The 23,436-nt window shown below is 55.5% G+C and carries 25 protein-coding genes and 1 tRNA gene; 17 read left to right on the forward strand and 9 right to left on the reverse strand.

The window, feature by feature from the left end; translation table 11 throughout:
- Nucleotides 1–5: 5 nt before the first annotated feature.
- Genes mfd through HRU87_RS01865 form a run of 3 tightly spaced genes read left to right on the forward strand, consistent with a single transcriptional unit; the run spans nucleotide 6 to nucleotide 4,820 of the window.
- A complete protein-coding gene (gene mfd, locus HRU87_RS01855; protein WP_173493268.1) occupies nucleotides 6–3,488 on the forward strand; it encodes a transcription-repair coupling factor in 3,483 nt (1,160 codons plus the stop codon).
- Nucleotides 3,485–4,180 (forward strand): nucleoside triphosphate pyrophosphohydrolase, encoded by a 696-nt coding sequence (locus HRU87_RS01860; RefSeq protein WP_173493269.1) that lies wholly within the window; start codon nucleotides 3,485–3,487, stop codon nucleotides 4,178–4,180. The genes mfd and HRU87_RS01860 overlap by 4 nt, the downstream gene beginning before the upstream one ends.
- Complete coding sequence (locus tag HRU87_RS01865) at nucleotides 4,164–4,820, forward strand: hypothetical protein (protein WP_173493270.1); 657 nt, start codon at nucleotides 4,164–4,166, stop codon at nucleotides 4,818–4,820. The genes HRU87_RS01860 and HRU87_RS01865 overlap by 17 nt, the downstream gene beginning before the upstream one ends.
- Here the strand turns inward: HRU87_RS01865 and HRU87_RS01870 are convergent.
- Entirely contained in the window at nucleotides 4,817–5,455 is a 639-nt protein-coding gene (locus tag HRU87_RS01870) for a TetR/AcrR family transcriptional regulator (RefSeq protein ID WP_246247315.1), read from the reverse strand. The genes HRU87_RS01865 and HRU87_RS01870 overlap by 4 nt on opposite strands.
- Before the next feature lie 27 nt (nucleotides 5,456–5,482).
- On the opposite strand from HRU87_RS01870, the gene hisS reads away from it, so the two are divergent.
- From hisS to ilvA, 10 genes are all read left to right on the forward strand, one after another.
- The gene (gene hisS, locus HRU87_RS01875) at nucleotides 5,483–6,682 is read left to right on the forward strand and encodes a histidine--tRNA ligase (protein WP_173493271.1); all 1,200 of its coding nucleotides are present in this window, start codon (nucleotides 5,483–5,485) and stop codon (nucleotides 6,680–6,682) included.
- Nucleotides 6,683–6,771: 89 nt separating this feature from the next.
- The gene (gene eno / locus HRU87_RS01880) at nucleotides 6,772–8,058 is read left to right on the forward strand and encodes a phosphopyruvate hydratase (RefSeq protein ID WP_173493272.1); all 1,287 of its coding nucleotides are present in this window, start codon (nucleotides 6,772–6,774) and stop codon (nucleotides 8,056–8,058) included.
- 71 nt (nucleotides 8,059–8,129) lie between these two features.
- Entirely contained in the window at nucleotides 8,130–8,636 is a 507-nt protein-coding gene (locus HRU87_RS01885) for an FtsB family cell division protein (protein WP_173493273.1), read from the forward strand.
- Nucleotides 8,636–9,127 (forward strand): DUF501 domain-containing protein, encoded by a 492-nt coding sequence (locus tag HRU87_RS01890; protein ID WP_246247318.1) that lies wholly within the window; start codon nucleotides 8,636–8,638, stop codon nucleotides 9,125–9,127. The genes HRU87_RS01885 and HRU87_RS01890 overlap by 1 nt, the downstream gene beginning before the upstream one ends.
- A complete protein-coding gene (locus tag HRU87_RS01895; RefSeq protein WP_173493274.1) occupies nucleotides 9,118–10,335 on the forward strand; it encodes a S8 family peptidase in 1,218 nt (405 codons plus the stop codon). Before HRU87_RS01890 ends, HRU87_RS01895 begins: the two co-directional genes overlap by 10 nt.
- The gene (locus HRU87_RS01900) at nucleotides 10,316–11,707 is read left to right on the forward strand and encodes an NAD(P)/FAD-dependent oxidoreductase (RefSeq protein ID WP_173493275.1); all 1,392 of its coding nucleotides are present in this window, start codon (nucleotides 10,316–10,318) and stop codon (nucleotides 11,705–11,707) included. Before HRU87_RS01895 ends, HRU87_RS01900 begins: the two co-directional genes overlap by 20 nt.
- A gap of 47 nt (nucleotides 11,708–11,754) precedes the next feature.
- Nucleotides 11,755–11,827 (forward strand) — tRNA-Leu (locus HRU87_RS01905).
- A gap of 83 nt (nucleotides 11,828–11,910) precedes the next feature.
- Nucleotides 11,911–12,474, forward strand: coding sequence for a LemA family protein (locus tag HRU87_RS01910; protein ID WP_425483685.1), 564 nt, complete (start codon nucleotides 11,911–11,913; stop codon nucleotides 12,472–12,474).
- A 9-nt stretch (nucleotides 12,475–12,483) separates the two neighbouring features.
- Nucleotides 12,484–13,371, forward strand: a complete 888-nt coding sequence (locus HRU87_RS01915) for a M48 family metallopeptidase (RefSeq protein WP_173493277.1) — start codon at nucleotides 12,484–12,486, stop codon at nucleotides 13,369–13,371.
- A 40-nt stretch (nucleotides 13,372–13,411) separates the two neighbouring features.
- Complete coding sequence (gene ilvA / locus HRU87_RS01920; RefSeq protein ID WP_173493278.1) at nucleotides 13,412–14,647, forward strand: threonine ammonia-lyase; 1,236 nt, start codon at nucleotides 13,412–13,414, stop codon at nucleotides 14,645–14,647.
- Here ilvA and greA read toward each other — a convergent pair.
- Together greA and HRU87_RS01930 are read right to left on the reverse strand one after the other, a co-directional pair.
- A complete protein-coding gene (gene greA / locus HRU87_RS01925) occupies nucleotides 14,644–15,150 on the reverse strand; it encodes a transcription elongation factor GreA (RefSeq protein WP_173493279.1) in 507 nt (168 codons plus the stop codon). The genes ilvA and greA overlap by 4 nt on opposite strands.
- 58 nt (nucleotides 15,151–15,208) lie before the next feature.
- The gene (locus HRU87_RS01930; protein WP_173493280.1) at nucleotides 15,209–15,601 is read right to left on the reverse strand and encodes a DUF4307 domain-containing protein; all 393 of its coding nucleotides are present in this window, start codon (nucleotides 15,599–15,601) and stop codon (nucleotides 15,209–15,211) included.
- Between the two features lie 36 nt (nucleotides 15,602–15,637).
- On the opposite strand from HRU87_RS01930, the gene HRU87_RS01935 reads away from it, so the two are divergent.
- Nucleotides 15,638–15,934 carry a hypothetical protein gene (locus tag HRU87_RS01935; protein ID WP_173493281.1) on the forward strand — a complete coding sequence of 99 codons (297 nt, stop codon included), beginning with the start codon at nucleotides 15,638–15,640 and terminating at the stop codon, nucleotides 15,932–15,934.
- On the opposite strand, the gene trhA is transcribed toward HRU87_RS01935, so the two are convergent.
- Nucleotides 15,891–16,610: a PAQR family membrane homeostasis protein TrhA gene (trhA, locus tag HRU87_RS01940; RefSeq protein ID WP_173493282.1), complete on the reverse strand. Its 720-nt coding sequence runs from the start codon at nucleotides 16,608–16,610 to the stop codon at nucleotides 15,891–15,893. The two genes, HRU87_RS01935 and trhA, sit on opposite strands and share 44 nt — an antisense overlap.
- 41 nt (nucleotides 16,611–16,651) lie before the next feature.
- Here trhA and HRU87_RS01945 point away from each other — a divergent pair, with 41 nt between their 5' ends.
- The 3 genes from HRU87_RS01945 (at nucleotide 16,652) to HRU87_RS01955 (ending at nucleotide 19,416) form a co-directional block, all read left to right on the forward strand.
- Nucleotides 16,652–17,413 (forward strand): isoprenyl transferase, encoded by a 762-nt coding sequence (locus HRU87_RS01945; protein ID WP_173493283.1) that lies wholly within the window; start codon nucleotides 16,652–16,654, stop codon nucleotides 17,411–17,413.
- 100 nt (nucleotides 17,414–17,513) lie between these two features.
- Entirely contained in the window at nucleotides 17,514–18,884 is a 1,371-nt protein-coding gene (phoH2, locus tag HRU87_RS01950) for an RNA 5'-3' helicase PhoH2 (RefSeq protein ID WP_173493284.1), read from the forward strand.
- Between the two features lie 49 nt (nucleotides 18,885–18,933).
- Nucleotides 18,934–19,416 carry a prepilin peptidase gene (locus HRU87_RS01955; protein WP_173493285.1) on the forward strand — a complete coding sequence of 161 codons (483 nt, stop codon included), beginning with the start codon at nucleotides 18,934–18,936 and terminating at the stop codon, nucleotides 19,414–19,416.
- Here HRU87_RS01955 and HRU87_RS01960 read toward each other — a convergent pair.
- Genes HRU87_RS01960 through xseA form a run of 5 tightly spaced genes read right to left on the reverse strand, consistent with a single transcriptional unit; the run spans nucleotide 19,400 to nucleotide 23,418 of the window.
- Nucleotides 19,400–20,788, reverse strand: coding sequence for a class II fumarate hydratase (locus tag HRU87_RS01960; RefSeq protein WP_173493286.1), 1,389 nt, complete (start codon nucleotides 20,786–20,788; stop codon nucleotides 19,400–19,402). The two genes, HRU87_RS01955 and HRU87_RS01960, sit on opposite strands and share 17 nt — an antisense overlap.
- Nucleotides 20,789–20,807: 19 nt before the next feature.
- The gene (locus tag HRU87_RS01965) at nucleotides 20,808–21,425 is read right to left on the reverse strand and encodes a carbonic anhydrase (RefSeq protein ID WP_173493287.1); all 618 of its coding nucleotides are present in this window, start codon (nucleotides 21,423–21,425) and stop codon (nucleotides 20,808–20,810) included.
- On the reverse strand, nucleotides 21,426–21,989 hold the full coding sequence (locus HRU87_RS01970) for a DUF4245 domain-containing protein (RefSeq protein WP_173493288.1): 564 nt from the start codon (nucleotides 21,987–21,989) through the stop codon (nucleotides 21,426–21,428).
- Nucleotides 21,986–22,186, reverse strand: a complete 201-nt coding sequence (locus tag HRU87_RS01975) for an exodeoxyribonuclease VII small subunit (protein WP_173493289.1) — start codon at nucleotides 22,184–22,186, stop codon at nucleotides 21,986–21,988. Before HRU87_RS01975 ends, HRU87_RS01970 begins: the two co-directional genes overlap by 4 nt.
- On the reverse strand, nucleotides 22,186–23,418 hold the full coding sequence (gene xseA / locus HRU87_RS01980) for an exodeoxyribonuclease VII large subunit (protein ID WP_173493290.1): 1,233 nt from the start codon (nucleotides 23,416–23,418) through the stop codon (nucleotides 22,186–22,188). The genes HRU87_RS01975 and xseA overlap by 1 nt, the downstream gene beginning before the upstream one ends.
- Nucleotides 23,419–23,436: the final 18 nt, after the last annotated feature.

Here is a 23,436-nt window from a genome sequence, read left to right on the forward strand (position 1 = left end):
TACGAGTGACCCTCCACCCACTTGTTTCAGAGGTGGGTCAGCCGCACCCAAAATCGCTAGCCGCTGCCTTTTTTGCCCCGGTTGAGGCCCACGGCATCATCCTGAATAAGTGGCTCAGTGACTCACGTGAACCTCTTGCGGTAATAACTGCTTCATCTCGCCAATCCAATGAAATTGCGGCCATCACCGCAGAGCTAAACCCCGGAATCGAAGTGGTGGAATTTCCATCTTGGGAAACCCTGCCGCACGAGCGCCTGAGCCCTTCCGCTGAGACTGTTGGAAGAAGGTTGCGTGCCCTGCACCGAATCTTGGAATTAGGCAAAACCTCTCAGCCCTACCTGATTTTGATGTCCATCAGAGCCGCACTGCAGCCGGTGGTTGGCGGGCTTGAGGATCACCCGCCCTTCAATCTGATTCGAGGCAAGGACTATCTGCTCCCGGAGCTGGGACTAAAACTGATCGAGCTTGGCTACCTGCGGGTGGACATGGTTGTCAAGCGCGGAGAGTTTGCGATTCGTGGCGGCATTCTCGATGTTTTCCCAACCACAAGTGAACATGCCCTTCGGTTAGAATTCTTCGGGGATGAGCTCGAAGACATTAGAGAGTTCTCGGTGGCGGACCAAAGGTCCATCGCCTCTCAGGTTGATGCCATCGAAATCTACGCCGCCAAAGAGCTGCTGATTACCCCAGCGGTTGCTGCAAAGGCGCGAGAAATGGCGAGTGAATTTCCCAATCTCACCCAGATGCTGGAGAAAATTTCCAACGGCATTGTGGTTGAAGGCATGGAATCCCTGGCCCCGGTTTTAGCCAGCAAACTTGGCCCAATCACCGACTACCTCTCGGAAAAAGTGACGGTGGTTCTTCAGGATCCGGCAAAGATTCAGGCACGGGCAGAGAACCTAATCCAAACCAACCAGGAGTTTTTGCACGCCGCTTGGGATGCGGCCATAACCGGATCGCAGGCCCCAATCGATCTCAGCGGTGGCAACTTCTACGATTTTGATACTTTCAAATCTTTGGCTGCAAAAAAACGCTCGCTTGCGGAGCTGTCAACGCTTCAGAGCGAGGGCGCCATAGATCTTGGCTTTAAAGAGGCACCCAAGTTCTCTGCCGAGCAGTCGGTGACGGATTGGTTGGCGGATCTAAAAACTCAGCAGTATCGAATTCTGATCACCGCACTGGGTCATGGAACCGCTGAGCGCATCGTTGAGGTGTTGGAAAAAGCCGATCTGCCGGCAATCTTGACCCAGTCCCTGGGAAAGCTTTCACCCGATCACATCACAGTTGCCGTTGGAGCCCTGCAGCACGGCTTTGCCCACCAGGCAAGCAAGCTGCTCACCCTCACCGAAAGTGAATTCTTTGGAATCGCCTCCACCTACGTGGCCCCGGGTGAGAGAAAGCTCGCTAGGCGAAGGGGTCAGCAGGTCGACCCGCTGAGTTTGAAGCAGGGCGATTACGTGGTGCATGAGATTCACGGCATCGGCAGGTTCAAGGAGTTGATTCAGCGCACCACCACGCTTGGAAATCGCAAAAACTCCAGAGAGTACCTGCTGATTGAATACGCTCCGCCAAAGCGCGGCTACCCAGCCGACACGCTATTCGTGCCCACCGATCAACTTGATCTGCTGACTAAGTATGTGGGCGGGGAAGCTCCTGTGCTATCCAAAATGGGCGGGACCGACTGGGCCCGGGTCAAGGGAAATGCCCGCAAGGCAGTGCGCAAAATCGCCATCGATCTCGTCAAGCTCTACTCGGCCCGCATGAAAAGCCAGGGATATGCCTTCGGACCCGACACCCCCTGGCAGCATGAGCTGGAAGAGGCATTCGCCTTCCAGGAAACCCCGGATCAGCTCACCACCATCGATGAGGTCAAGCGGGATATGGAGAAGCCGATTCCAATGGACCGGCTTTTGGCGGGAGACGTTGGTTACGGAAAGACTGAGGTTGCCGTCCGGGCCGCTTTCAAGGCGATTCAAGATGGCAAGCAGGTAGCCATGCTGGTGCCAACCACCTTGCTGGTCAGGCAACACCTGGATACCTTCCTGGCAAGATTCAGCGGATTCCCCATCACCGCAAAGCCAATCTCCCGCTTTCAATCCGATAAAGAGATCAAAGAGACTCTGCGAGGTTTGGAAAATGGCGGGGTTGACATGGTGATCGGAACCCATCGCCTGCTTGGTCAATCGGTGAAGTTCAAGGACCTCGGGCTAGTGATCATTGATGAGGAGCAGCGCTTTGGTGTTGAGCACAAGGAGAAGCTCAAGGATCTAAAACACAATGTCGATGTGCTTGCCATGAGTGCCACGCCGATTCCTAGGACCCTGGAGATGGCGGTGACTGGAATCCGAGAGATGTCTACCCTTGCAACCCCACCGGAGGAGCGCCATCCGATTCTGACCTACATCGGCGGCTACAGCGAGCAGCAGGTGGCGGCAGCCATTCGGCGAGAACTTATTCGAGAGGGCCAGGTCTTCTTCGTCCACAACCGAGTTGCAACCATCGACAAGGTGGCGGCGGACATTGCAAAGCTGGTTCCCGAGGCCAGGATTGCAGTTGCTCACGGTCAAATGGCTGAACATCAGCTTGAGCAGGTGGTGGTCGATTTCTGGGAGCGAAAATTCGATGTGCTGGTTTCGACCACGATCATTGAAACCGGAATCGATATTCCAAATGCCAACACGTTGATTGTTGACCGCGCCGAGGCCTTCGGTTTGAGTCAGCTGCATCAGATTCGCGGCCGCGTGGGCCGATCCCGAGAGCGCGCCTACGCTTACTTCTTCTACGACCCGAGCAAAACTCTGAGTGAGACTGCTCACGATCGCCTGGCCACCATCGCCACCAACAATGAACTGGGCAGCGGTATGCAGGTGGCGATGAAGGACCTCGAGATTCGCGGTGCGGGAAATCTGCTCGGGGGAGAGCAGTCCGGACACATCGCTGGTGTTGGCTTTGATCTCTACCTCAGAATGATTGGTGAGGCGGTCTCGGAGTTCAAGGGCGAGGAAATCTCTTCCCCGGCCGAGCTCAAGCTCGAGCTGCCGCTGGATGCTCGCATCCCTCCCGAGTACGTAGATTCCGAAAGACTGCGTCTTGAGGCCTATCACAAGCTCTCCTCCGAGAGCTCGGCGAAGAGCGATCGAGGCCGACTGGATGCAATTTTGTCTGAGCTGGAAGATCGCTACGGCAAGGCTCCGCAACCGGTGAAGACCCTGATTGAGGTGACTCACCTGAGGCAGCAGGCAAATCGCCTTGGCCTCAAGGACGTCAACCTGCTGGGGCTGCAGGCCAAATTTGCTCCGGTTGAAATTGAAGATTCCGAATTGGTGGCGCTCAGCCACAAGATCCCAGGTCTTCGCTACCTCAAGACCTCAAAACTTTTAACGCTGCCATCGCCTAGTTCGAGTGTTGGCGAGAGCCTGAGCGACCAAGAGCTGATTGACTGGATGTGGAAGATTTTTCAGATCGTTTTTGCCAAAGGGGAGAAGTGAAAAAGCTCGAGAGCCTAATCGCTACAGCGCATCAACTCAGAGCCCCGGGCGGTTGTCCCTGGGATGCGGAGCAGACTCACCGCTCCCTGGTTCAGTACTTGCTTGAGGAGACCTATGAGCTGATTGATGCGATCGAGTCTGGAAATCGTGACGAGGTTCTCGAGGAACTTGGCGATGTGCTGTACCAGGTTATTTTTCACTCTGATTTAGCCAGCACCGGAACCCTGGGCGAGCCCTTTGATCTGGAAGATGTTGCCCAGTACATGGAGCACAAAATGCGCTCGCGCCATCCCCATGTTTTTGGCTCGGCGGAGGAACTTGAGCAGTTCCGAGCTCAGACCGGGGAAGACGTCGTGCAGAACTGGGAGAGCTTCAAAAAAAAGGAAAAGCCCGAGCGCACCTCGGTGCTCGACGGTATCCCGCAGGCTATGCCAGCTCTTGCCCTGGCCAGCAAAGTGATGGGCAAGGCCGAGAAAATTGGACTTCTGGAGAAGGCCGACTCACCTTCAATCCCCATGGACAGCGAAGCTGATCTGGGCAAGCTTCTGCTCGCGATCGTTGCAAGTGCCCGAGCTGCCGGCTTAGACCCCGAGCGGGCGCTGCGCGAGGCGACCAAGGAGCTTCAGGTTGAAATCCGGGCTGCAGAAATTGATGCCGACCTAGACGCCGGAGTCGTTGGAATTGCAGATTAGATCGCTGTTTCAAACCCCAAAGATTTTTGACCGCATCGCCAGGGCCAAGGGCCCACTGGCGTTTATCGATGAGAGTTTCAGGGCGCCAAGCCAAGACCATGACTCTTTTTACATTGTCGCTGCCGCGGTAATAGACAAGGCCATTGTGCTGGAGGTTCGCAAAGAGCTTCGGCGCAGGGTCCGACACGGAACCTGGCACACCACCGAGGCTGGTCGTTCGCAAGTCGGCCAGCAAAAGATTCGAGAGCTCTCTGCCTACCTGGCGACTGTGGTGAAACCGGTAGTGGTTGTGGTTGATCAGCTGCAAAAATCCGACCGTTCTGCCGAGGCTGGAAGGGCCAAGGCCTTGCGTGCACTGCTGGTTGAACTTGCGACAGAACACGTCTACCTGACCGGGACTGTGGTGTATGAAAAGCGCATTCCGGGTTACATGCAAGCCCATGACGATCTAATCATTGGGCAGATTCGCCGCGAAAAAGGTGCGGCCTCGAGTTTGAATGTGATTGGGCTGTCCACCAAATCAGAACCGCTGCTTTGGATTCCAGACATCATCGCATGGGCGTTTAGGCAGCAGTACCTCAAAGACGGCGGCGGCTATTTTTCAGAACTGGCAAAGATCGCCAAAGTTATCCACATTTAGTTGGGCTGCGAGAAGATCACTTCAAAATCGTTGAAGCTTTGATCGAGCACCTCAGAGGGGGACCTGGGGTCATTAGAGGTTGCCCACCAGGTCAAAACGGCCATGGAAGCGGCAATCAGAGCCGACGAAATCATTTTTGGGCGCACCCCCTTTTCACCATCAACCCGGGCAATTGCTTTTTCGAGAACCAGCCTGGCCTCCTCCAGTTGGCCCTGACCCCAGCCATAGACCTCAGGGGAGCTTGCCACCAATTTCAGGCGCAGGCGCACGGTTTCCAGGGGTTGGTCCAAAACCTGCATTGCGGCGATCCAGGAGTTGTGAAGCTGCTTAACAATGGAGTCCGAACTTTTCTTCTTTAGCTGTTTCTCCAGCTCCTCGGTGAACTCATGCATGCCACCCCAAATGACTGCGGCCTTGGAGGGAAAAATCCGGAATAGGTTGGATCTAGAGATGCCAGCCTCAATAGCGACGTCATCCATGGTTACTCTGTCAATCCCGCGCTCGTCGAATAACCTCAGGGCAGTCAGACCAACCGCAGCGGGGTCCGTGGTGACCGGGCGACCTCTTCGACGCTTTTCGTATGTTGCAACCATTGCAGTGAAGATTAGCAATCCAGCGGTCAAACCCAAAGACATTGCGCAGCAGTATGCCAAACTTGTTCAGTGTCCAGCCAGGTAAATGCCCCGAGGGGAATGCGTGATTTTCTTCCGCAGGAGAAACTCAAGCGCGAGCAGCTAATCAGCAAGGTGGTCCAGGGTTACCTGGCAAGGGGCTTCCAACAGATTGAGACACCTATCCTTGAGGATTTGGGCCGGTTGACTTCCGGGCAGGGCGGCGACAATGAAAAGCTGGTTTTCAAGGTTCAAAAGCGCGGCGAAGAGTTTGAGCAGGCCCTGCAGGCAGGCGACGAGCTGGCAGATTTAGGTTTGCGCTTTGATCTCACTGTCCCGCTCACCCGCTACTACGCCTCCAACCACGCAAAACTCCCAAGAGTCTTCAAGGCAATTCAAACCGGGCCGGTATTTAGGGCCGAGCGCCCGCAGAAGGGTCGCTACCGCCAATTCATTCAGTGCGATATCGACATCATTGGCGACGCCAGCATTCTGGCTGAGCTTGAGCTCTTGTCAGCATCGCTGGATGCGCTGCAGAGCATCGGGATTCCAGATGCGACCATCCGGGTGAATCACCGAGAGCTACTGAGGGAAAACATTGCTGCCTTAGGTGTAGCAGAATCCGATGCCCTTTCCGCCATGATCACCATCGACAAGCTGGACAAGGTCGGAAGCGTCGGCGTTGCAAAAGAGCTCGGTGACAAATTTGGTGCCGAAGTTGCTGATAGGGCCACCGCTTGGCTGAGCACCCTGTCAGAAGCCGAGGTTCCCGAGCAGTTGAAAGCGCTCTGGCAGGGCCTAGGCGCAAAGAGCGCAAGACTTAGATTCGATCCGACCCTGGTTCGAGGCATGGGCTACTACACGGGAACGATATTTGAAATTGAACACCCGGGCTCTTCATCGTCAATTGGTGGCGGTGGCCGATACGACGGCATGGTGGGGAAGTGGCTTGGAACCGATGTTCCGGCCGTTGGAATTTCCCTCGGTATCGAGCGGATTGTTGACCTGGTTCAGCTGGAGGAATCGGGCTTAGAGGCTGTGGTGCTCGTTATGGATGCCGGCTCAGAGTCCACTGCTCTTGAGATCCAGCAGCAGTTGATTGCTCAGGGGATGAGGGTTCGAATTGAGCTCAGGCCTAAAAACCTCAAGGCGCTTCTGGAGCAGCTTGGGCACAACGGCTTCAACTCTTTCGCTATTGTTGGCCAAGGCGTCACTCAGGCTGGCGAGCTTGAATTCAAGCCGCTGGGCTAATTTTTAGTAGAATCTGCTGCGAACACAGCGTCGTTTTCAGCTTTCATTTCAATCCCATTTTTGCCTCGTGGCAACCCTAAGGAGAACCCTTGTCCATCATCACCGCTGTAGGCGCTCGCGAAATTCTTGACTCTCGCGGCAACCCAACCGTAGAGGTTGAAGTACTTCTTTCTGACGACAGCTTTGGTCGCGCCGCAGTTCCCTCGGGAGCATCAACCGGTGCTTTTGAGGCACACGAATCCCGCGATGGCGACAAGTCCCGCTACCTGGGCAAGGGTGTCCTCAACGCTGTGGATGCAGTTATTGACACCATCGACGAGGCCCTGGTGGACTTCGATTCCACTGACCAGCGATTGGTTGACGCAGCTCTAATCGCAATCGACGGTACCGACAACAAGAGCAAGCTTGGAGCCAATGCAATTCTTGGTGTTTCGCTCGCAAACGCTCGCGCCGCTGCTGAGTCTTGCTCGCTACCGCTATACCGCTACCTCGGTGGCTCAAACGCCTACGTGCTGCCCGTACCGCTGATGAACATTATCAATGGTGGCGCTCACGCAGACACCGGAGTGGACATTCAAGAATTCATGATTGTTCCCCATGGTGCAGAGACTTTTTCAGAGGCGCTTCGCTGGGGTGTCGAGGTTTACCACTCGCTCAAGAAGCTGCTCAGCGAGCAGGGCTTGGCAACCGGCCTCGGAGACGAGGGTGGGTTTGCCCCTGATCTACCAAACAACGCTGCAGCCCTAGAGCTGATTGCTCAGGCAATTGGCAACGCCGGCTACAAGCTCGGAACCGAAATCGCTCTGGCTCTCGATGTTGCATCAACCGAGTTCTTTGACGAGAAGACCGGAATGTATTCCTTCGAGGGAACTCAGCGCAGCTCGGACGAAATGATCGCCTACTACGCAGATCTACTCGCTCGTTTCCCACTGGTCTCCATTGAAGACCCACTGGCTGAGGATGACTGGGCCGGCTGGACCAAGATCACCGCTGAACTGGGCAGCAAGGTTCAGCTGGTTGGAGACGACCTGTATGTCACCAACCCAACCAGATTGCAAAAGGGAATCGACCTGGCTGCTGGAAACGCCATCCTTGTCAAGGTCAACCAGATTGGTACTTTGACCGAGACTATGGATGCGGTTTCACTGGCGCAGCGCCACGGCATGAAGGCAATCATCTCTCACCGCTCCGGCGAGACTGAAGACACCTTCATCGCAGACCTTGCAGTCGCCACTAACGCCGGTCAGATTAAGACCGGTGCTCCAGCCCGCTCAGAGCGCGTTGCCAAGTACAACCAGCTGCTTCGCATCGAGGAGGAACTCGCCGATGCTGCCGTGTATGCCGGCCGCAGCGCGTTCCCCCGCTACCAGGGCTAGGTAATTCATAAAGGGATGCTCGGGTGAGGCAATCAGCCTCCCCGGGCATTCCCACTTAAACTTCTAGAACCATGGCTAAATCACTAAAACCCAGAGACGCGAAAGTTCCGGTGGCGCTCTCGCAGGGAAAGATGCTCATGCGCATGGTGAAGCTAAACAGCGTCTCCGTAAGCCTGATTTTGGTGATCGTGGTCGGCACGTTTTTGATTTCCACCGATGTCCAGACCTATTTGAATCAGCGGCGCCAGATTGCTGAGATGGAACTTAGCATCCAGCAGGCCGAGCAAGCCGTTGAAGATATGCAGGCTGAGCGGGATCGCTGGCAGGACCCGGTCTACATTCGCTCTCAGGCCAGAGACCGGCTCTACTACGTTTTGCCCGGTGAGGTTTCCTACCTGGTGATGGAATCGGATTCCTTGGATTTCTCGGACACCTCTAAGACCGTTGGCGCCCTGCTGGCCCAAAAGCGCAATGCCGATGAAATTTCCCTTGAGGTTGCAGCCGCAAATGAGAACTGGGTTGATTCAATTTTGGAGTCGGTGCTCAGGTCTGCGCTGGATAAGCCAGAGGGGGAGTAGTGGCTGAATCAAGCGTGAGCCCTGAGGACATACAAGAGGTAACTCGCCAGCTGGGAAGACCTGCCAGGGACATTTTGGCAATCGCCGCCAGATGCGTTTGCGGTCGACCGCTCGTCGTAAAGACCAAGCCCAGGTTGGAAAATGGCACGCCATTCCCAACCCTGTACTACCTAACTCAACCGGCTGCTACCGCGGCAGTTTCCACCTTGGAAGCCGCCGGCTACATGGTCGAATTGCAGCAGCTACTGGCCGAAGATGAAGAAGTTTCGCAGCAGTATCAACTTGCCCACGAGCAATACCTGGCTGAGCGCGAGGCAATTGAGCAGGTCGAGGAGATCATCGGCTTCTCCGCAGGTGGGATGCCTAGCAGGGTGAAGTGCCTGCACGCTCTGGTTGGTCACTCACTTGCGAAGGGCCCCGGGGTAAACCCAATGGGCGATCGTGCACTTTTGGCCCTCACCTGGTCCCCTCAGGTTTGTTCATGCGTTTAGCCCTGAGCCTTGCGCTCCTAATGGGGTCTTTGACACCGGACCAACTTTGGTGGCTGGAGGATTTCCGCGAGGTGCCGCAGCAGGGTCAAGGTGTTGTGGTGGCTGTTATTGATACCGGCATAGACGCTAGTCACCCAGATCTAGCGGGTGTGGTAGTTGGTGGCACGGACCTCTCTGGCCTTGGAACACCGCGCGGTACCTCCGGGGTTGGGCCCTCAGCCTTTCACGGGACCATGGTTGCATCACTGATTGCAGGTCAGGGCAGCGAGGCGTCTGGCGTTCTTGGAGCTGCTCCCGGAGTTGAATTACTCTCGGTGTCGATCGGTCTTGGGGTTCCCGGAGCTGACACTGACGATCAAATTGCCAAGGGGGTTATCTGGGCGGTGGACAACGGGGCAGACATCATTAACCTCTCGCTAACCAGGAACTCACCGGTCTGGCCCAGGTCTTGGGATGAAGCATTCAGCTACGCGTTTGAAAACGGTGTGGTCGTCGTTGCCGCCGCCGGTAACCGGGCGGATGGTTCTGGGCGGCCATCGGCCCCCGCCACGATTCCGGGGGTGGTTTCGGTCGGAGGTGTGAACCGAAATCTTGAGCCGGCCGAGGCATCGGTGGAGGGCCTGAACATTGCGGTGGTTGCTCCCGCCGAAGGCTTACTCGGCTCCTATCCATCAGAGACTTACCGAACCTGGGATGGCTCTTCGGCCGCAGCCCCCTTGGTCTCTGGCCTGCTGGCTCGAATGTTAGAAAAAGACCCCGCTGCGACCGCGAATGACCTAATTGCGAGGCTCATTTCGAGCGCTAAGGACTTAGGTGACCCAGGTGTTGATGCCGCCTATGGTTTTGGCCTAATCCAACCGGCCTTGGCCATCGATTCAACTGTCACATCAGAAGCAAATCCACTCGGGGAGCTAGCAAACTGGATTGAGCTCTATCGGCCAAGCGCAACCGAGGACAGTTCGGAGCTTGTGCTACCCGCCACCCCAAAACCTCAGGCTAGCAATGCTGAAGCTTTGTCAGCATCGGCCAGTTTGGTTCCCCAAAGTTCTTTGTCGGCACGGGCAAATGGTGAGCTAAATCCGATACTCTATTGGCTGTTAGTACCCCTTGCACCGTTGCTCTGGTTTGCTTTGCGCAGAGGGCGCAAGGTGGCTGGAGCCCTTGATAAGACAAAAGGTAAGCCGCAACATGACCGTAGCGACAACTAAGGCAGTAACTCCACCCGAGGTAGCAAAAGAGATTCTGACTCCGAAGTCTCCAGAGCGAATCCTTATCATCGGCGGGGGATACGCCGGTTTTTACACCGCTTGGAAGCTCGAGAAGCTACTGAAGCGCGGTGAGGCAGAAGTCACTCTGGTTGACCCGCTGCCGTACATGACTTATCAGCCGTTCCTCCCCGAGGTTGCAGCCGGATCAATCGAGCCTCGTCACGTAGTGGTTTCCCACCGCCAGCACCTGAAGAAGACCAACCTGATTTCCGGCAAGCTGACCAAGGTGAACCACAAGACCAAGAAGGCAAACATTGCAATCGAGGGTGGTAAGCCAATCACCCTGGAGTACGACCAGATCGTTATGACCGCGGGTGCCGTTACAAGAACTTTCCCAATCAAGGGAATTGCTGAAAATGCCATCGGCATGAAGACCGTTGAGGAAGCGGTCGAAGTTAGAAACCGCATGGTTGGAAACTTCGAGAGAGCCGCTGCACTGCCAGCCGGTTCAAAGTTGCGCCAGCGCCTTCTCACCTTCGTTGTGGTAGGAGGTGGTTTTGCAGGTATTGAGACCTTTGCAGAACTCCGCAGTGCTGCAACTCACCTGCTTCGCTACTACCCGCAAATTGATTTCGATGAGATCCAGTTCCACCTGATCGAAGCCATGGGTCGAATCATGCCCGAGGTCTCTTTGGAGACCAGCCTCTGGGTTATCGATAACCTCGCCTCCAGGGCTGCCACCATCCACCTGAACACTCAGCTGGAATCTGCCGAAGGTGGCCTAATCAAGCTTTCCTCCGGTGAAAGCTTTGAGTCAGATTTGATCATCTGGACCGCCGGCGTCGCAGCGGCTCCGGTGGCAAAGAACTGCACTTTCCCGCTAGATACCAGAATGCGCATCACGGCCAATGCCAAGCTTCAGATTGTTGAGGGCGAAAAGGCTATTCCAGGCTCTTGGACCGCTGGCGATGTGTCTGCCGTGCCAGACCTATCCGGCGGTGGCGTGGGAGGTTACTGCGTTCCAAACGCTCAGCACGCGGTGCGTCAAGCCAAACTGCTAGCCAAGAACATTGTGGCAACCATCCGCGGTGAAGAGCCAAAGCAGTACCTGCACAAGAACCTCGGTGCGGTTGCTGGCCTGGGTATCGGCTACGGCGCTTTCCAGTCCGGCAAAATCGCATTCACTGGTTTCATCGCCTGGGTCATGCACCGCGGCTACCACGGTTTGGCCATGCCTACCTGGGAGCGAAAGATTCGCGTGGTATCCGGTTGGCTGTGGAACACCCTGCTTGGCCGCGACCTGGTCTCGCTTGAGCTGGTGCGCAACCCACGATTATTCTTCTCAACCTGGGCAGCCCGTCCAGGTAAGTAGAGCACTTACCTAAAGCGGAAGGCCCGGGAAACCGGGCCTTTTGCTTTGCCCCAATAGCCCAATGGCAGAGGCAGACGACTTAAAATCGTCACAGTGTCGGTTCGAGTCCGACTTGGGGCACAGCCTTTACTTTGCACAATCCCAGCATTCTCCGAGCAAACGGTCATAAAGTTATTGAGTTCTAACTAGGAGATTTTGTGGACATTACGCTGTGGATCATTCTCGGACTAGTCGCGGTTGCAGGAATTTGGCTATGGGCCACCTACAACGCCCTGGTTGCTCTCAAGGTTCGAGTTGACGAGGCTTGGAGCGACATCACGATTCAGCTCAAGCGCCGAGCCGACCTGATCCCAAACCTGATTGAAACCGTTCGTGGCTACGCCACTCACGAGCGCGAGGTTTTTGAAAATGTCACCAAGGCACGTGCTGCGACGGTCTCCCCTGAGGCCCTCACCCACCCAGCCCAGGCGGCTGCCGCAGAAGGAATGCTGCAGGGCGCTCTGAAGAGTTTGTTTGCTGTTTCCGAGGCTTACCCCCAGCTGGTTGCTTCGACCAATTTCCTTGAGTTGCAGCGAGAACTAACCGACACCGAAGACAAGATCATGGCCTCGCGCCGGTTCTTCAATGGCGGGGTTCGAGAGCTAAACACAAAGATTCAGCAGTTCCCAACCAACCTTTTTGCCAAGGCCCTGGGCTTTTTGGAGCGCGAGTTCTTCGAAGTTGAGAACCCAGCCGCTATCCAGGAGCCACCTCAGGTCAAGTTCTAGGGGAACAGTTTGTACTCGGCAATCGCCGCTAATAAGCGCAACACCATACTGATCGTCGGGGGTTTCGTTCTCCTGCTCGGCGGGCTCGCCTACTGGTGGGGAATGGCTTCGGGTAATGGGTCAAGTGCTTTTTGGATAATCGCCTTTGTGTTTGGTTATGCGTTGTTTCAGTACTTCGCCGCCAGCTCGCTGGCCATCGCGATGAGCGGCGCGTATCCGATCCAGAAATCTGACAACCCAAGACTTTGGCGAATCGTTGAGAACTTGAGCATCTCGCAGGGGATGCCGATGCCCAAGGTCTACGTGATTAACGATCCGGCACCCAATGCATTTGCCACCGGTCGCGACCCCAAGCACGCCGTGGTGGCCGCAACCACGGGCCTGATGGACATCATGAACGACAGTGAGCTCGAGGGCGTCATGGCTCATGAGCTCGGTCACGTGAAGAATTACGACATCCGGGTCTCGACGATCGTGTTTGGTTTGGTTTCCGCCGTGGGGATTCTGGCCGACATGGCAATTCGCATGGCCTGGTTCTCCGGCGCATCCAGAAATCGAGATGCTGGCCAGCTTCAGCCGGTCCTGATCGCCGTTGGAATCGTGGGTTGGATCATCGCTGCGTTGATCGGCCCACTGGTTTCCGCAGCGGTTTCTAGGCAGCGCGAATACCTTGCCGATGCCACCGGTGCTCAAATCACCCGGTATCCGGATGGCTTAGCCTCGGCGCTAAAGAAGCTTGGCGAATACGGCAGGCCCATGCGCAGAGCCTCATCCTCGATGGCTCACATGTATATCAGCGACCCGATTAAGCCTGGTTTGGTTGAGCGACTGTTCTCAACTCACCCTCCAATTCCCAAGCGAATTGAGCGCTTGAGCCAGATTGGTTCCAGTTTCTAATCGCTAGACTTTCTCTCACCTTGAGATTGAAGGTTTATAAATGGCCCAGGCTAAGTATCCGACTCTAAATGAGTTCTACCAGGCGTTAGAAAATGTCCGCCCGGTGGCCATTAAGACTCCAGTGCTCAGAAGCGACTGGCTTAGCGATCACACCGGCCAGGAGATCTGGTTTAAGTGCGAGAACCTGCAGCGCACCGGTGCCTACAAAATCCGAGGTGCCTACAATCTGATGAGCCAGCTCACCGACGAGGAAAAAAAGCGCGGTGTCGTCGCTGCCTCGGCGGGAAATCATGCTCAGGGTGTTGCCCTGGCGGCCCGAGAGCTCGGCATCAAAGCGACTATTTTTATGCCGGTTGGGGCCTCACTGCCTAAGTATCAGGCCACCTTGGGTTTTGGAGCAAACGTGGTTTTGACGGGTGCGATATTTGACGAGACCCTGCTGGCCGCAAAGGAATTCACCGCATCCACCGGAGCGGTCTTCATTCCGCCCTTTGACCACATGGACATCATTCGAGGTCAGGGCACCGTTGCACTTGAGATCATGGAGCAGTTGCCCGAGGTGGACAACATTGTGGTCTGCTTGGGCGGTGGCGGATTGACCGCCGGCGTGGTGGCTGCAGCCAAGCTCAAAGCCAAGGAGCTTGGCCGCAAGGTCAAGGTTTACGCAGTCCAGGCTGAAATGGCGGCCAGTTGGCCTGGTTCACTCAAGGCTGGTAAGCCCACCGAGACCAAGATTCAGCCCACGATTGCGGATGGCATCGCCGTGGCAAAGCCTGGCAAAATCCCGTTCGACATTGTCTCTGAGCTGGTGGACAAGGTTGTCACGGTTACAGAGGATGAGATTGCCAAGGCAATGCTCTCTGTTATGGAGCGCTCCAAGCTTGTGGTTGAGGCCGGTGGAGCAGTGGGTGCTGCCGCAGTGTTATCGGGCAAGCTAAAACTAAAGGGCACCACGGCAATCGTTCTTTCCGGTGGCAACATCGACCCATTGCTTCTGCAGCGGGTGATCCGTCACGGCCTCGCAGCCTCTGACCGCTACACCAACATTTCCGTGATGCTCCCAGATCGTCCGGGGCAGCTGGTGAAGACCGCGGAGGCGGTAGCGGCCGCTCAGGCAAACGTTGTTGAGGTACTGCACACTCGACACGGAAACGGCCTGCAGATTTCCGAGGTTGAGCTAAATCTCAGCGTTGAAACCAGAGGTAAAGAGCACCGCAACGAGGTTATGAAGTCGCTGAAGGCAGCTGGGCTGAGCCCAAGATTGCACGAAGACTAAAACTCAAAGTTTGAAACGGCCAGGATCTCGACTGAGATTTCCTTGCCGTTTGGTGCGTTAAAACTCACCACATCCCCAACCTTGGTGCCCATGACCACCTTGCCGATGGGGGAGTCTGGGCTGTAGACATCGAGGTCACCATCTTCGATCTGCTCCTCGAACTTGGTTCCCTCAAAGATTTCGTGGGAACCCAGGAAGAATTCGGCCGGCCTACCATTTAGCTTGCAGCTGACCATCAAACCCTGCTTAACGACGCCATCGCTGGCATCGGCACTGCCGATTTCGGCAGTTGCCAGCATTTCCTCGAGGCGATTGATGCGCGCCTCGATCTTGCCCTGCTCCTCTTTTGCTGCGTGGTAACCGCCGTTTTCTTTCAGGTCGCCCTCTTCTCTGGCGTCCTGGATACGCTTTGCGATTTCATGGCGCTCAACGGTGATCAGGCGCTCGAGTTCATCCTTCAGGCGGTCAAAGGCTGCTTGAGTTAGCAAAAGTGATTCGGTCATGGTTCTTACTTCTTCGGGCTAATGAAAAAGCTCGCAGAAGCGAGCTATGCGAAAAATCTTACTTCAGCACGCACTCATCCACCAAAGCGGTGGTGGCGAGTGAAAAGGTGTTTATGGAAACCTCAAGCCTTACCTTTTCGGTCTCTTGCGGGCCAATTTCAACGCTTCTGAATCCAACCTGGGCAAACTGTTCACTCAGGGCTTCGACCTTGCAGATTACGGTCTGGTCCTTTGGCTTTGAAACTTCGAATTCAACCTTTGCACTTTTGGCATCAACGACCGTGAAGCTGATGTCTTGGAAGGTAATGGGCGAGTAGTTTGCTATCGCAGCCCAGAGCGCGCCAAGGGTCATGAGCGCCACCCCGAAGACACCGAGGGCTGTTCGGGTGCGCTTTGGGAGGCCTTCGCGCTTGCCGTAGCGCTCTCGCAGGAGCTTTTCTTGATCGGTCACAGGACAAGGTTAGGTCAGGTGAGGGATACTTGTTACATGAATCTCCTGATGCTGCTGCTAACCGAGGCAACCACAACCCCAACTCCAGTTCCGGACGACACTTACAACTCGCCTGGAACGATCGGATTTTTGGCCACCTTTGGTATCACCGCAATTGCAGTTGGGCTGTTCTTTGACATGAACCGCAGGGTCCGCAGGACCCGCTACCGCACCGAGATCAGGCAGAAGCTGGCCGCTGAGGAGCTGGCGAACCTAGAGGTCGCAAAGCCCGAGCGCCCAGCACCGCCAGCTAAACCGAGCCGAGCGAACCCGGAATCGGATCCAAACCAGTAATCAGGGCGGCAGCCCAGTGGCAGAAGAATGCTGCCACTGTTAGCGCGTGAAAAATCTCATGGAATCCAAAGTGCTTTGGGATTGGATTCGGACGCTTGAGGCCGTAAATCACGGCGCCCACCGAGTAGCACAGGCCACCAACTATGACAAGGGTCATGACCACCCAGTTGGCCTCAAAGAAGTCTTGGATGTAGAAAACCGCAGCCCAGCCAAGCGCTAGGTAAATCGGAACGTAAAGCCAGCGCGGAGCTCCAATCCAAAAAACCCGGAATCCGACTCCAAACATTGCTATCGCCCAAACCGCCGCCAAAAGCAGTCCGCCCTTTTCGGCCGGCAGAGCCGATAGCGAGAGCGGGGTGTAGGTTCCTGCGATCAGCAGGAAGATGTTTGCGTGATCAATGCGCTTGAGAAGTTTCTTGATGCTCGGGCGCCAGCGGAACCGGTGATAAAGAGCAGAGTTTCCAAATAGCAAAACCGAGCTCGCGAAGTAAATCGCTGCTCCAGTCTTTGCAACCCAACCCTCGGAAAAGATCACTAGGAGTACACCTGCTGCCACCACAAAAGGCAGCACGCCGGTGTGGATCCAGCCTCGCCAGCTCGGACGCTCCTCGTCTTGGTGCGGCGATCCTTTGAGTTCAGAGAGCGGAACGTGCAATGGATCGGGTTGGCTGGTCATGAGAAAACCCTACGACAGGAAAGTTGCAATAACCTTTACGGGTGCGAAACGTGCTGTATCGCTTCTATGAGAAGAAGCTGGAGTCGGGCCTTGCGGGCCTAGAGCTCCCCAAGCACATTGGCGTCATGGTTGATGGAAATCGCCGCTGGGCATCTTTGCAGGGGCTAGGCAAGGCCGGCCATGGGCACGCAGCCGGAGCGAAGAAGATTGTTGAGTTTTTGGGCTGGTGCTCCGACCTTGACATCAAGCACGTGACTCTCTACCTGCTCTCGACCGACAACCTTAAGGGGAGAGACCAGGAAGAACTTGCGGACCTAATCGAAATTATCGTCACTCTGGCTGAGCAGCTGCAGCAAAAGGGTAGATGGAGATTGCAGCTAGTTGGTGATATCGATGCTTTGCCAGAGCAATCCGCCAGCAGGTTGCGCGAGGTTCAAGCCAGCACGGCCAACAACTCTGGCACGCACGTAAATCTGGCTATCGCTTACGGTGGCCGCAAGGAGATTGCTGATGCGATGCGCTCGATCGTTAAAAAGCATGCGGAGCAGGGGGCGAGCATTGAGCAGCTTGCAGAAGTTCTAACCCCTGAACTGATCACCGAGCACCTCTATACCGGAGGCCAGCCCGACCCGGACCTGCTAATCAGAACCTCGGGGGAGCAGCGCCTGAGTGGCTTTTTGCTTTGGCAGTCCGCGAACAGTGAGTTTTATTTTGCCGAGGCACTTTGGCCTGATTTCAGACGGGTAGATTTCCTAAGAGCACTGCGAGATTTCCAGCGTCGAAATCGCAGATTTGGAAGCTAAGTAAACAGTTCGGTAAAGCTCAGATTAATGGGCGTGTCATAGTTCAAAAAGCCAAAACCCCGGGCGTAGATTCGCATCAAGTTCCATAGAAGGAGAGCTGATGCCAGCTAGCTCAAACCCCAGGTCAAAAACTTCAATTTCCAAGAGTGGTTCTCCTGAGGCGGTGAGCGGCAAAGCCAGCAAATCCTCCAAGTCAACCGACGTTCGCACCTTCGTACTTGACACCTCGGTTCTTCTTTCAGATCCAAGGGCGCTGTTCAGATTTGCCGAGCACGAGGTCGTGTTGCCGATTGTGGTTATCAATGAGCTAGAAAAAAAGCGCAACGATCTGGAAATTGGATTTTTTGCTCGCAAGGCTCTGCGGTTTTTGGACGACCTCAGGCAGAAGCACGAGAGGCTGGATTTCCCGGTTGAGGTCGGAGATGGGGGAACCCTCCGGGTTGAGCTAAACCACATCGATCAGAGCGTCCTACCATCTGGATTTCAGCTCGGGGACAACGACTCCAGAATCTTGGCGGTGGCGGCAAACCTAAGCGCTGAGGGCTTTGATGTGACGATCGTTTCCAAGGACCTTCCAATGCGCGTCAAGGCCTCCTCAATTGGCTTGCGCGCCGAGGAATACCTGCACGAACTTGCCACCGATGAGTGGAACGGCCTTGCTGATCTGGCGCTCTCCGGTGATGAAATGGCTGACCTTTATGACCAAGAAGAAATTCTTCACGCCGACGCCAAGGCGCTACCTGTGAACACAGGCCTAATCATCCACTCGGAGCGGGGCAGTGCCCTGGGTAGGGTGACCGAGGCCAAGACAGTAAAACTGATCAGGGGAGATCGCGAAGTCTTCGGCCTTCACGGCCGATCAGCTGAACAGCGCCTAGCCATTGATGCCCTACTGGATCCTGAGATTGGAATTGTCTCCCTGGGCGGTAGGGCAGGAACCGGTAAGAGCGCTCTAGCCCTCTGCGCAGGTTTGGAAGCAGTCCTAGAGCGACGCCAGCACAAAAAGATTATGGTTTTCCGCCCGCTCTACGCGGTTGGCGGTCAGGAACTTGGCTTCTTGCCTGGCTCCGAAGCGGAAAAGATGAACCCTTGGGCTCAGGCAGTGTTTGACACCCTGGGTGCCCTGGTGTCCAAGGAAGTGATCGATGAGGTTATGAACCGCGGCATTCTCGAGGTTTTGCCGCTCACCCACATCCGTGGTCGCTCGCTGCATGACACCTTTGTCATCGTGGATGAGGCACAGTCGCTTGAGCGCAACGTTCTACTGACCATGCTCTCGAGAATTGGCCAGAAGTCCCGCGTTGTCCTTACTCACGATGTTGCCCAGCGCGACAACCTTAGGGTTGGACGCCACGATGGAATCGCATCGGTTGTTGAAACCCTGAAGGGACAGCCACTGTTTAGCCACACCACTCTCACTCGCTCCGAGCGAAGTGAGATTGCGGCGTTAGTCACTCAACTCCTTGAGTAGCTGGGGATAACTCAGAGCGGTCTTTTTTTACTAGAGCTAACTTGGCTCGGTGGAAGATTTTATAGTTCTAGTTCCCTTGGCACTGTTTGCGCTATTTGCTCTCTCACTGATGCTCACTGATTTTCGCGAGCACAGGCTTCCAAATCGCATGACGCTGCCCTTGATTGCCGTCACGTTTGCCTGCTTATTTCTCCACTTAGCAAGCACTGGGAAAGTTCAGCCCTATGTCAACTCGATAGTTGCAGGGCTCCTGACCTTCGGGCTTGGATATCTGCTCGTAAAGTATTTTGACCTTGGCATGGGAGATGTGAAGTTGTTGACTTCGCTGAATGCTCTGCTGGCCTGGCATTCGCCCTGGCTAATCCTTTACTCCTTGGCAATTGGTTTTGTCGGAGCCTCAGTATGGGCAATTGTGGTCTGGATAAAAACTAGAAACCCCAGGGCGAGGATCGCCTTGGGGCCCTATTTGATTGTCGGTTTTGCGGCTGTGATAGCCCAGCCGACCACCGAGTTGATTACTGCGGTGGTCTAGTCATAGGAAGGACATCGAGTGCCTTCTCCAACTGCTCCATGCTCAGTTTCTCGTCGTCCACATAACCAAGGGCGATGGTCGCCTCCTTGACGGTTAGGCCGTTGGCAACGGAATGCTTGGCAATCTTTGCTGCAGCCTCGTAACCAATGAACTTGTTTAACGGGGTCACAATCGAGGGACTTGATTCGGCCAGCGCTCTTGCTCGCTCCACGTTTACCTCGAGGCCAGTAACGGTCTTGTCAGCCAGGACTCGCATTGAGTTGGCGAGCAAACGAATTGACTCTAGTAGCGCGTTGCCCATAACGGGAATGGCGACATTGAGCTCAAAACTTCCGGATGCCCCGGCCCAGGTCACAGTGGCATCGTTGCCAATAACTCGAGCGCAGACCATGAGGACGGCCTCTGGAACCACAGGGTTGACCTTTCCAGGCATGATCGAGCTGCCGGGTTGCAGGTCTGGAATGTTCAGTTCAGCCAGACCGGTGTTTGGTCCCGAACCCATCCAGCGGAGGTCGTTGTTAATCTTGGTGAGGCTGACGGCCAGAACCTTTAGAGCACCGGAGGCTTCAACCAATCCATCTCTTGCCCCCTGAGCTTCGAAGTGGTCCCGAGCTTCGGTGATCGGAAGGCCGGTGTCGCTCGCGAGTAGCGCAATGACCTCCTGTGGGAAGCCTTTCGGGGTGTTAATTCCAGTCCCAGTTGCTGTTCCGCCCTGAGGGACTTCTGCCACCCTTGGCAGAGCTGCTAGAACGCGCTCAATGCCGTAGCGGATTTGTGCGGCATAGCCGGCGAATTCCTGCCCAAAGGTCACTGGGGTGGCATCCATTAGGTGGGTGCGGCCAGGCTTGACATATTCCTTCCAGGCCATCGCCTTCTCTTCAAGAGACTTGGCTAGGTAGTCAAGGGCTGGAAGCAGGTCGTTTACCAGGGCGTTTGTGACTGCCACGTGGACCGAGGTTGGAAAGACGTCGTTGGACGACTGGGAGGCGTTTACGTGGTCATTCGGGTGAACCTCACGACCTAGTTTCTGGGTGGCGAGAGTGGCGAGCACCTCGTTCATGTTCATGTTTGAGCTGGTGCCGCTTCCGGTCTGGTAGACGTCAACCGGGAAGTGATCCAGGTGGGAGCCGGCGATTACCTCGTTGGCACTGGCCACGATTGCATCTGAAATATCCTGGGCCAAAATGCCCAGTTTGGTGTTGGCTTGAGCGGCCGCCTTCTTGATTCGAGCCAGGGCAATGATGTGCTCGCGCTCTAGGCCCGCACCGCTGATTGGAAAGTTCTCCACCGCACGCTGGGTTTGAGCCCGGTAAAGAGCGTTCACGGGGACCTTCACTTCACCCATGGTGTCGTGTTCGATGCGGTATTCCATTTTTTCCTTCTCTGGCTGTTTAGATTTCGCCGTGTGAGACCACCATGTGGACCTCACCGAGCTCAAGTTTGTAGTTGGCACCAACCACTGCAAGTCTGCCAGTTTTGACCGCATCGGAAATCACCTTTGAGCGCTCCATGAGCTCCTCGATTGTGTCGGCGACATGGCGCTGAGTTATGTCGTCGATGCTGGTGTCTCCAGCTCCGTGGCTGCGCAGAACCGTTGGCATGATTCGGTTTACCAGGTTGTGAATGAACTCTCCCTCAACCTGCAATTTGCCATCGGCTGCATCCATGGTGGCGCGCACCGCACCGCACTCGTCGTGACCGAGGACCAGAATCAGCGGAACCTTCAAAACCTCAACGGCAAATTCCAGCGAGCCGAGAATGGTCTCGGCGATCACCTGACCGGCATTTCGAACCACGAATAGGTCGCCCAGTCCAACGTCAAAAATCATCTCGGCAGCAAGCCTTGAGTCTGAGCAGCCGAAAAGGGCTGCGAAAGGTGTCTGCCGGTTGGCAATTGCCTTGCGGACATCTGCGTCTTGCCTGGGGTGGGCGGGGGTTCCGTGCACAAAGTTTTGGTTGCCGTCGATCAGGGCTTTCCATGCTTCGCGGGCGTTCTGCGGGCGTGGCATTCAGTCTCCTTGGTTGAGGGTTGCGCTGATTTCCTGCGCGATTAGCCGGAATTGAGCTTCATCGGCCGTTCCATAGATTACAACGGAGCTCGCTCCGAAGTTGTGAACCAGGGCGTACTCTTTTGTGCCTTTGGGGGTTTGCGGGTTCAGTGTTGGCCAGATCTCCCAGCTGCGGCCTGCAATCTCCAACGTGCCGTCTTGCCAGTTGCCCTGAAGTTGATTAGCGAGCCAGGATGGGTTTGATTCAAAGGCCTGCGTCATACCGATGTACTGGTTATCGGCTGTCACAAAACCGACGTACCAGGTCTGCACCCCGAGGCTCTCTTCGAGTCTTGCAGCATTGGACCACCAGTCCTGCGGCACCTCTGGTGCCAGGGCGGACTGGCCTGAGCTTTCAGAGGCGCTGAGTGCGATGGTTTGGTAATCAACCGGCTGGATTCGATTTGAGTCGTCTCTTGGAACCACCAGCACAATCGCAATGGTGAGCGCCAAGGTCACGAGCATCGAGTAGATCAGGTTGCGAATCGTCTGCTTTGCTCTGTGTTTCGCAGCTGAATCGCTCAATTGGCTTCCTTAGTTGCGTCATCGAGCTTTTTGCGGGCACCACTGAGCCACTGCTCGCAGTGCTTAGAAAGTGCCTCGCCGCGCTCCCAGAGAGCCATTGAGGCCTCGAGAGAAAGGCTCTGCTGCTCGAGCTCAGCAACTACCTTCTGGAGCTCGTCACGCGCCTGCTCGTAACTGAGTTTCTCAATGTCTTTCATTACAGCTCCTTAACCTTGGTTGCCTGGGCAGAAATTTCTTGATTGCTGGTCTTCACCACAAACTCTTGGCCGGCGGCTAACGTCGCCACCCGATTTCCCGCTGGATCTGTGAGCACCGCATAGCCGCGCTCCAGCGTGAGCTGCGGGGAGAGTGAACGCGCACGAGCCTTTAGCTGCGACACCTCAAGTGATCCGCTCTGCAGCCTAAAGTCAAAAATTTCTCGCACGCGTCGCTTGAGCTGAACCACGAGCTCTTGTTGAGCATCGATGAACCCAAAAGGGCTTGCAAGAACCGGCCTCGAGCGGATCGCACTGACTAGTTGCCACTGGGCATCAAGGAGATTAGCCATTCGCATTCTCAGCCTGGATTTCGCAATGCTGAGTCCTCTGAGTTCTTCTACGACATCCGGCACCACTCGCTTGGCGGCGTCCGTCGGAGTTGAAGCTCGCAGGTCGCTGACCAGATCAAGCAGCGGTTGATCATTTTCGTGCCCAATTGCCGAAACCAGGGGCTTGGAGAGATTTGCTGCCGCTCTAACCAGGCGCTCGTCGCTGAATGGGAGCAGGTCTTGGAAACTGCCGCCGCCGCGAGCCACGATGATGACATCCACTTCCGGGTTCGCATCCAATTCCCCCAGGGCAAAGAGAATCTCGTTGACCGCCTTGTCGCCTTGAACATGTGTGTGGTGGATTTCAAACTGAACTGCGGGCCAGCGAAGTTTGGCGTTCTGCAGAATGTCTTTCTCAGCGTCTGAATTTGCCCCTGTAATCAGACCGATTCGGTTGGGGAGAAACGGCAGTGGTTTTTTTCGGGCGGAATCGGCAAGACCCTCGGCGATCAGCTGCTGCTTGAGCCGCTCAAGTCTTTCGAGAAGTTCTCCTAGACCAACCTTGTGCATTTTCAGAACTCGCATGGTCAATTTGCCGTTTTTGGGCCAGAAGGCAGGTTGGAGTAGTGCGACTACGCGGTCACCTTGGCTAAGACCAATTTCTATCTCCGCACCAGAGTTCATGAAGGCGTGAACTTCAACCGACATCTCCACATCGAGGTCCCGAATCGAAGCAAATACACCGGCGGGCTTCTCCGAGTAGGCCTGAAGTTCCCCCTCCACCCAAACTTTTCCAAGTTTCTCAATCCAGTCCTTAATCGACCGGGAGAGCTGAGATACCTGCCAGGGGGAATTCTCACTCGATACTTTGGATTGGGAATCAGTGGCCGAATCAAGTTCCAATCCGGCCTCCTTGGCTGG

This window comes from Aquiluna borgnonia (assembly GCF_013283855.1).
Taxonomy (GTDB): Bacteria; Actinomycetota; Actinomycetes; order Actinomycetales; family Microbacteriaceae; genus Aquiluna; species Aquiluna borgnonia.

Excerpts from the sequence above, each read along its gene's own strand:
- HRU87_RS01870 (WP_246247315.1), bottom strand. The coding sequence starts at position 5,455 with ATGTCTTTGGGTTTGACCGCTGGATTGCTAATCTTCACTGCAATGGTT.
- HRU87_RS01885 (WP_173493273.1), top strand. The coding sequence starts at position 8,130 with ATGGCTAAATCACTAAAACCCAGAGACGCGAAAGTTCCGGTGGCGCTC.
- HRU87_RS01895 (WP_173493274.1), top strand. The coding sequence starts at position 9,118 with ATGCGTTTAGCCCTGAGCCTTGCGCTCCTAATGGGGTCTTTGACACCG.
- HRU87_RS01900 (WP_173493275.1), top strand. The coding sequence starts at position 10,316 with ATGACCGTAGCGACAACTAAGGCAGTAACTCCACCCGAGGTAGCAAAA.
- ilvA (WP_173493278.1), top strand. The coding sequence starts at position 13,412 with ATGGCCCAGGCTAAGTATCCGACTCTAAATGAGTTCTACCAGGCGTTA.
- greA (WP_173493279.1), bottom strand. The coding sequence starts at position 15,150 with ATGACCGAATCACTTTTGCTAACTCAAGCAGCCTTTGACCGCCTGAAG.
- HRU87_RS01935 (WP_173493281.1), top strand. The coding sequence starts at position 15,638 with ATGAATCTCCTGATGCTGCTGCTAACCGAGGCAACCACAACCCCAACT.
- trhA (WP_173493282.1), bottom strand. The coding sequence starts at position 16,610 with ATGACCAGCCAACCCGATCCATTGCACGTTCCGCTCTCTGAACTCAAA.
- phoH2 (WP_173493284.1), top strand. The coding sequence starts at position 17,514 with ATGCCAGCTAGCTCAAACCCCAGGTCAAAAACTTCAATTTCCAAGAGT.
- HRU87_RS01960 (WP_173493286.1), bottom strand. The coding sequence starts at position 20,788 with ATGGAATACCGCATCGAACACGACACCATGGGTGAAGTGAAGGTCCCC.
- HRU87_RS01965 (WP_173493287.1), bottom strand. The coding sequence starts at position 21,425 with ATGCCACGCCCGCAGAACGCCCGCGAAGCATGGAAAGCCCTGATCGAC.
- HRU87_RS01975 (WP_173493289.1), bottom strand. The coding sequence starts at position 22,186 with ATGAAAGACATTGAGAAACTCAGTTACGAGCAGGCGCGTGACGAGCTC.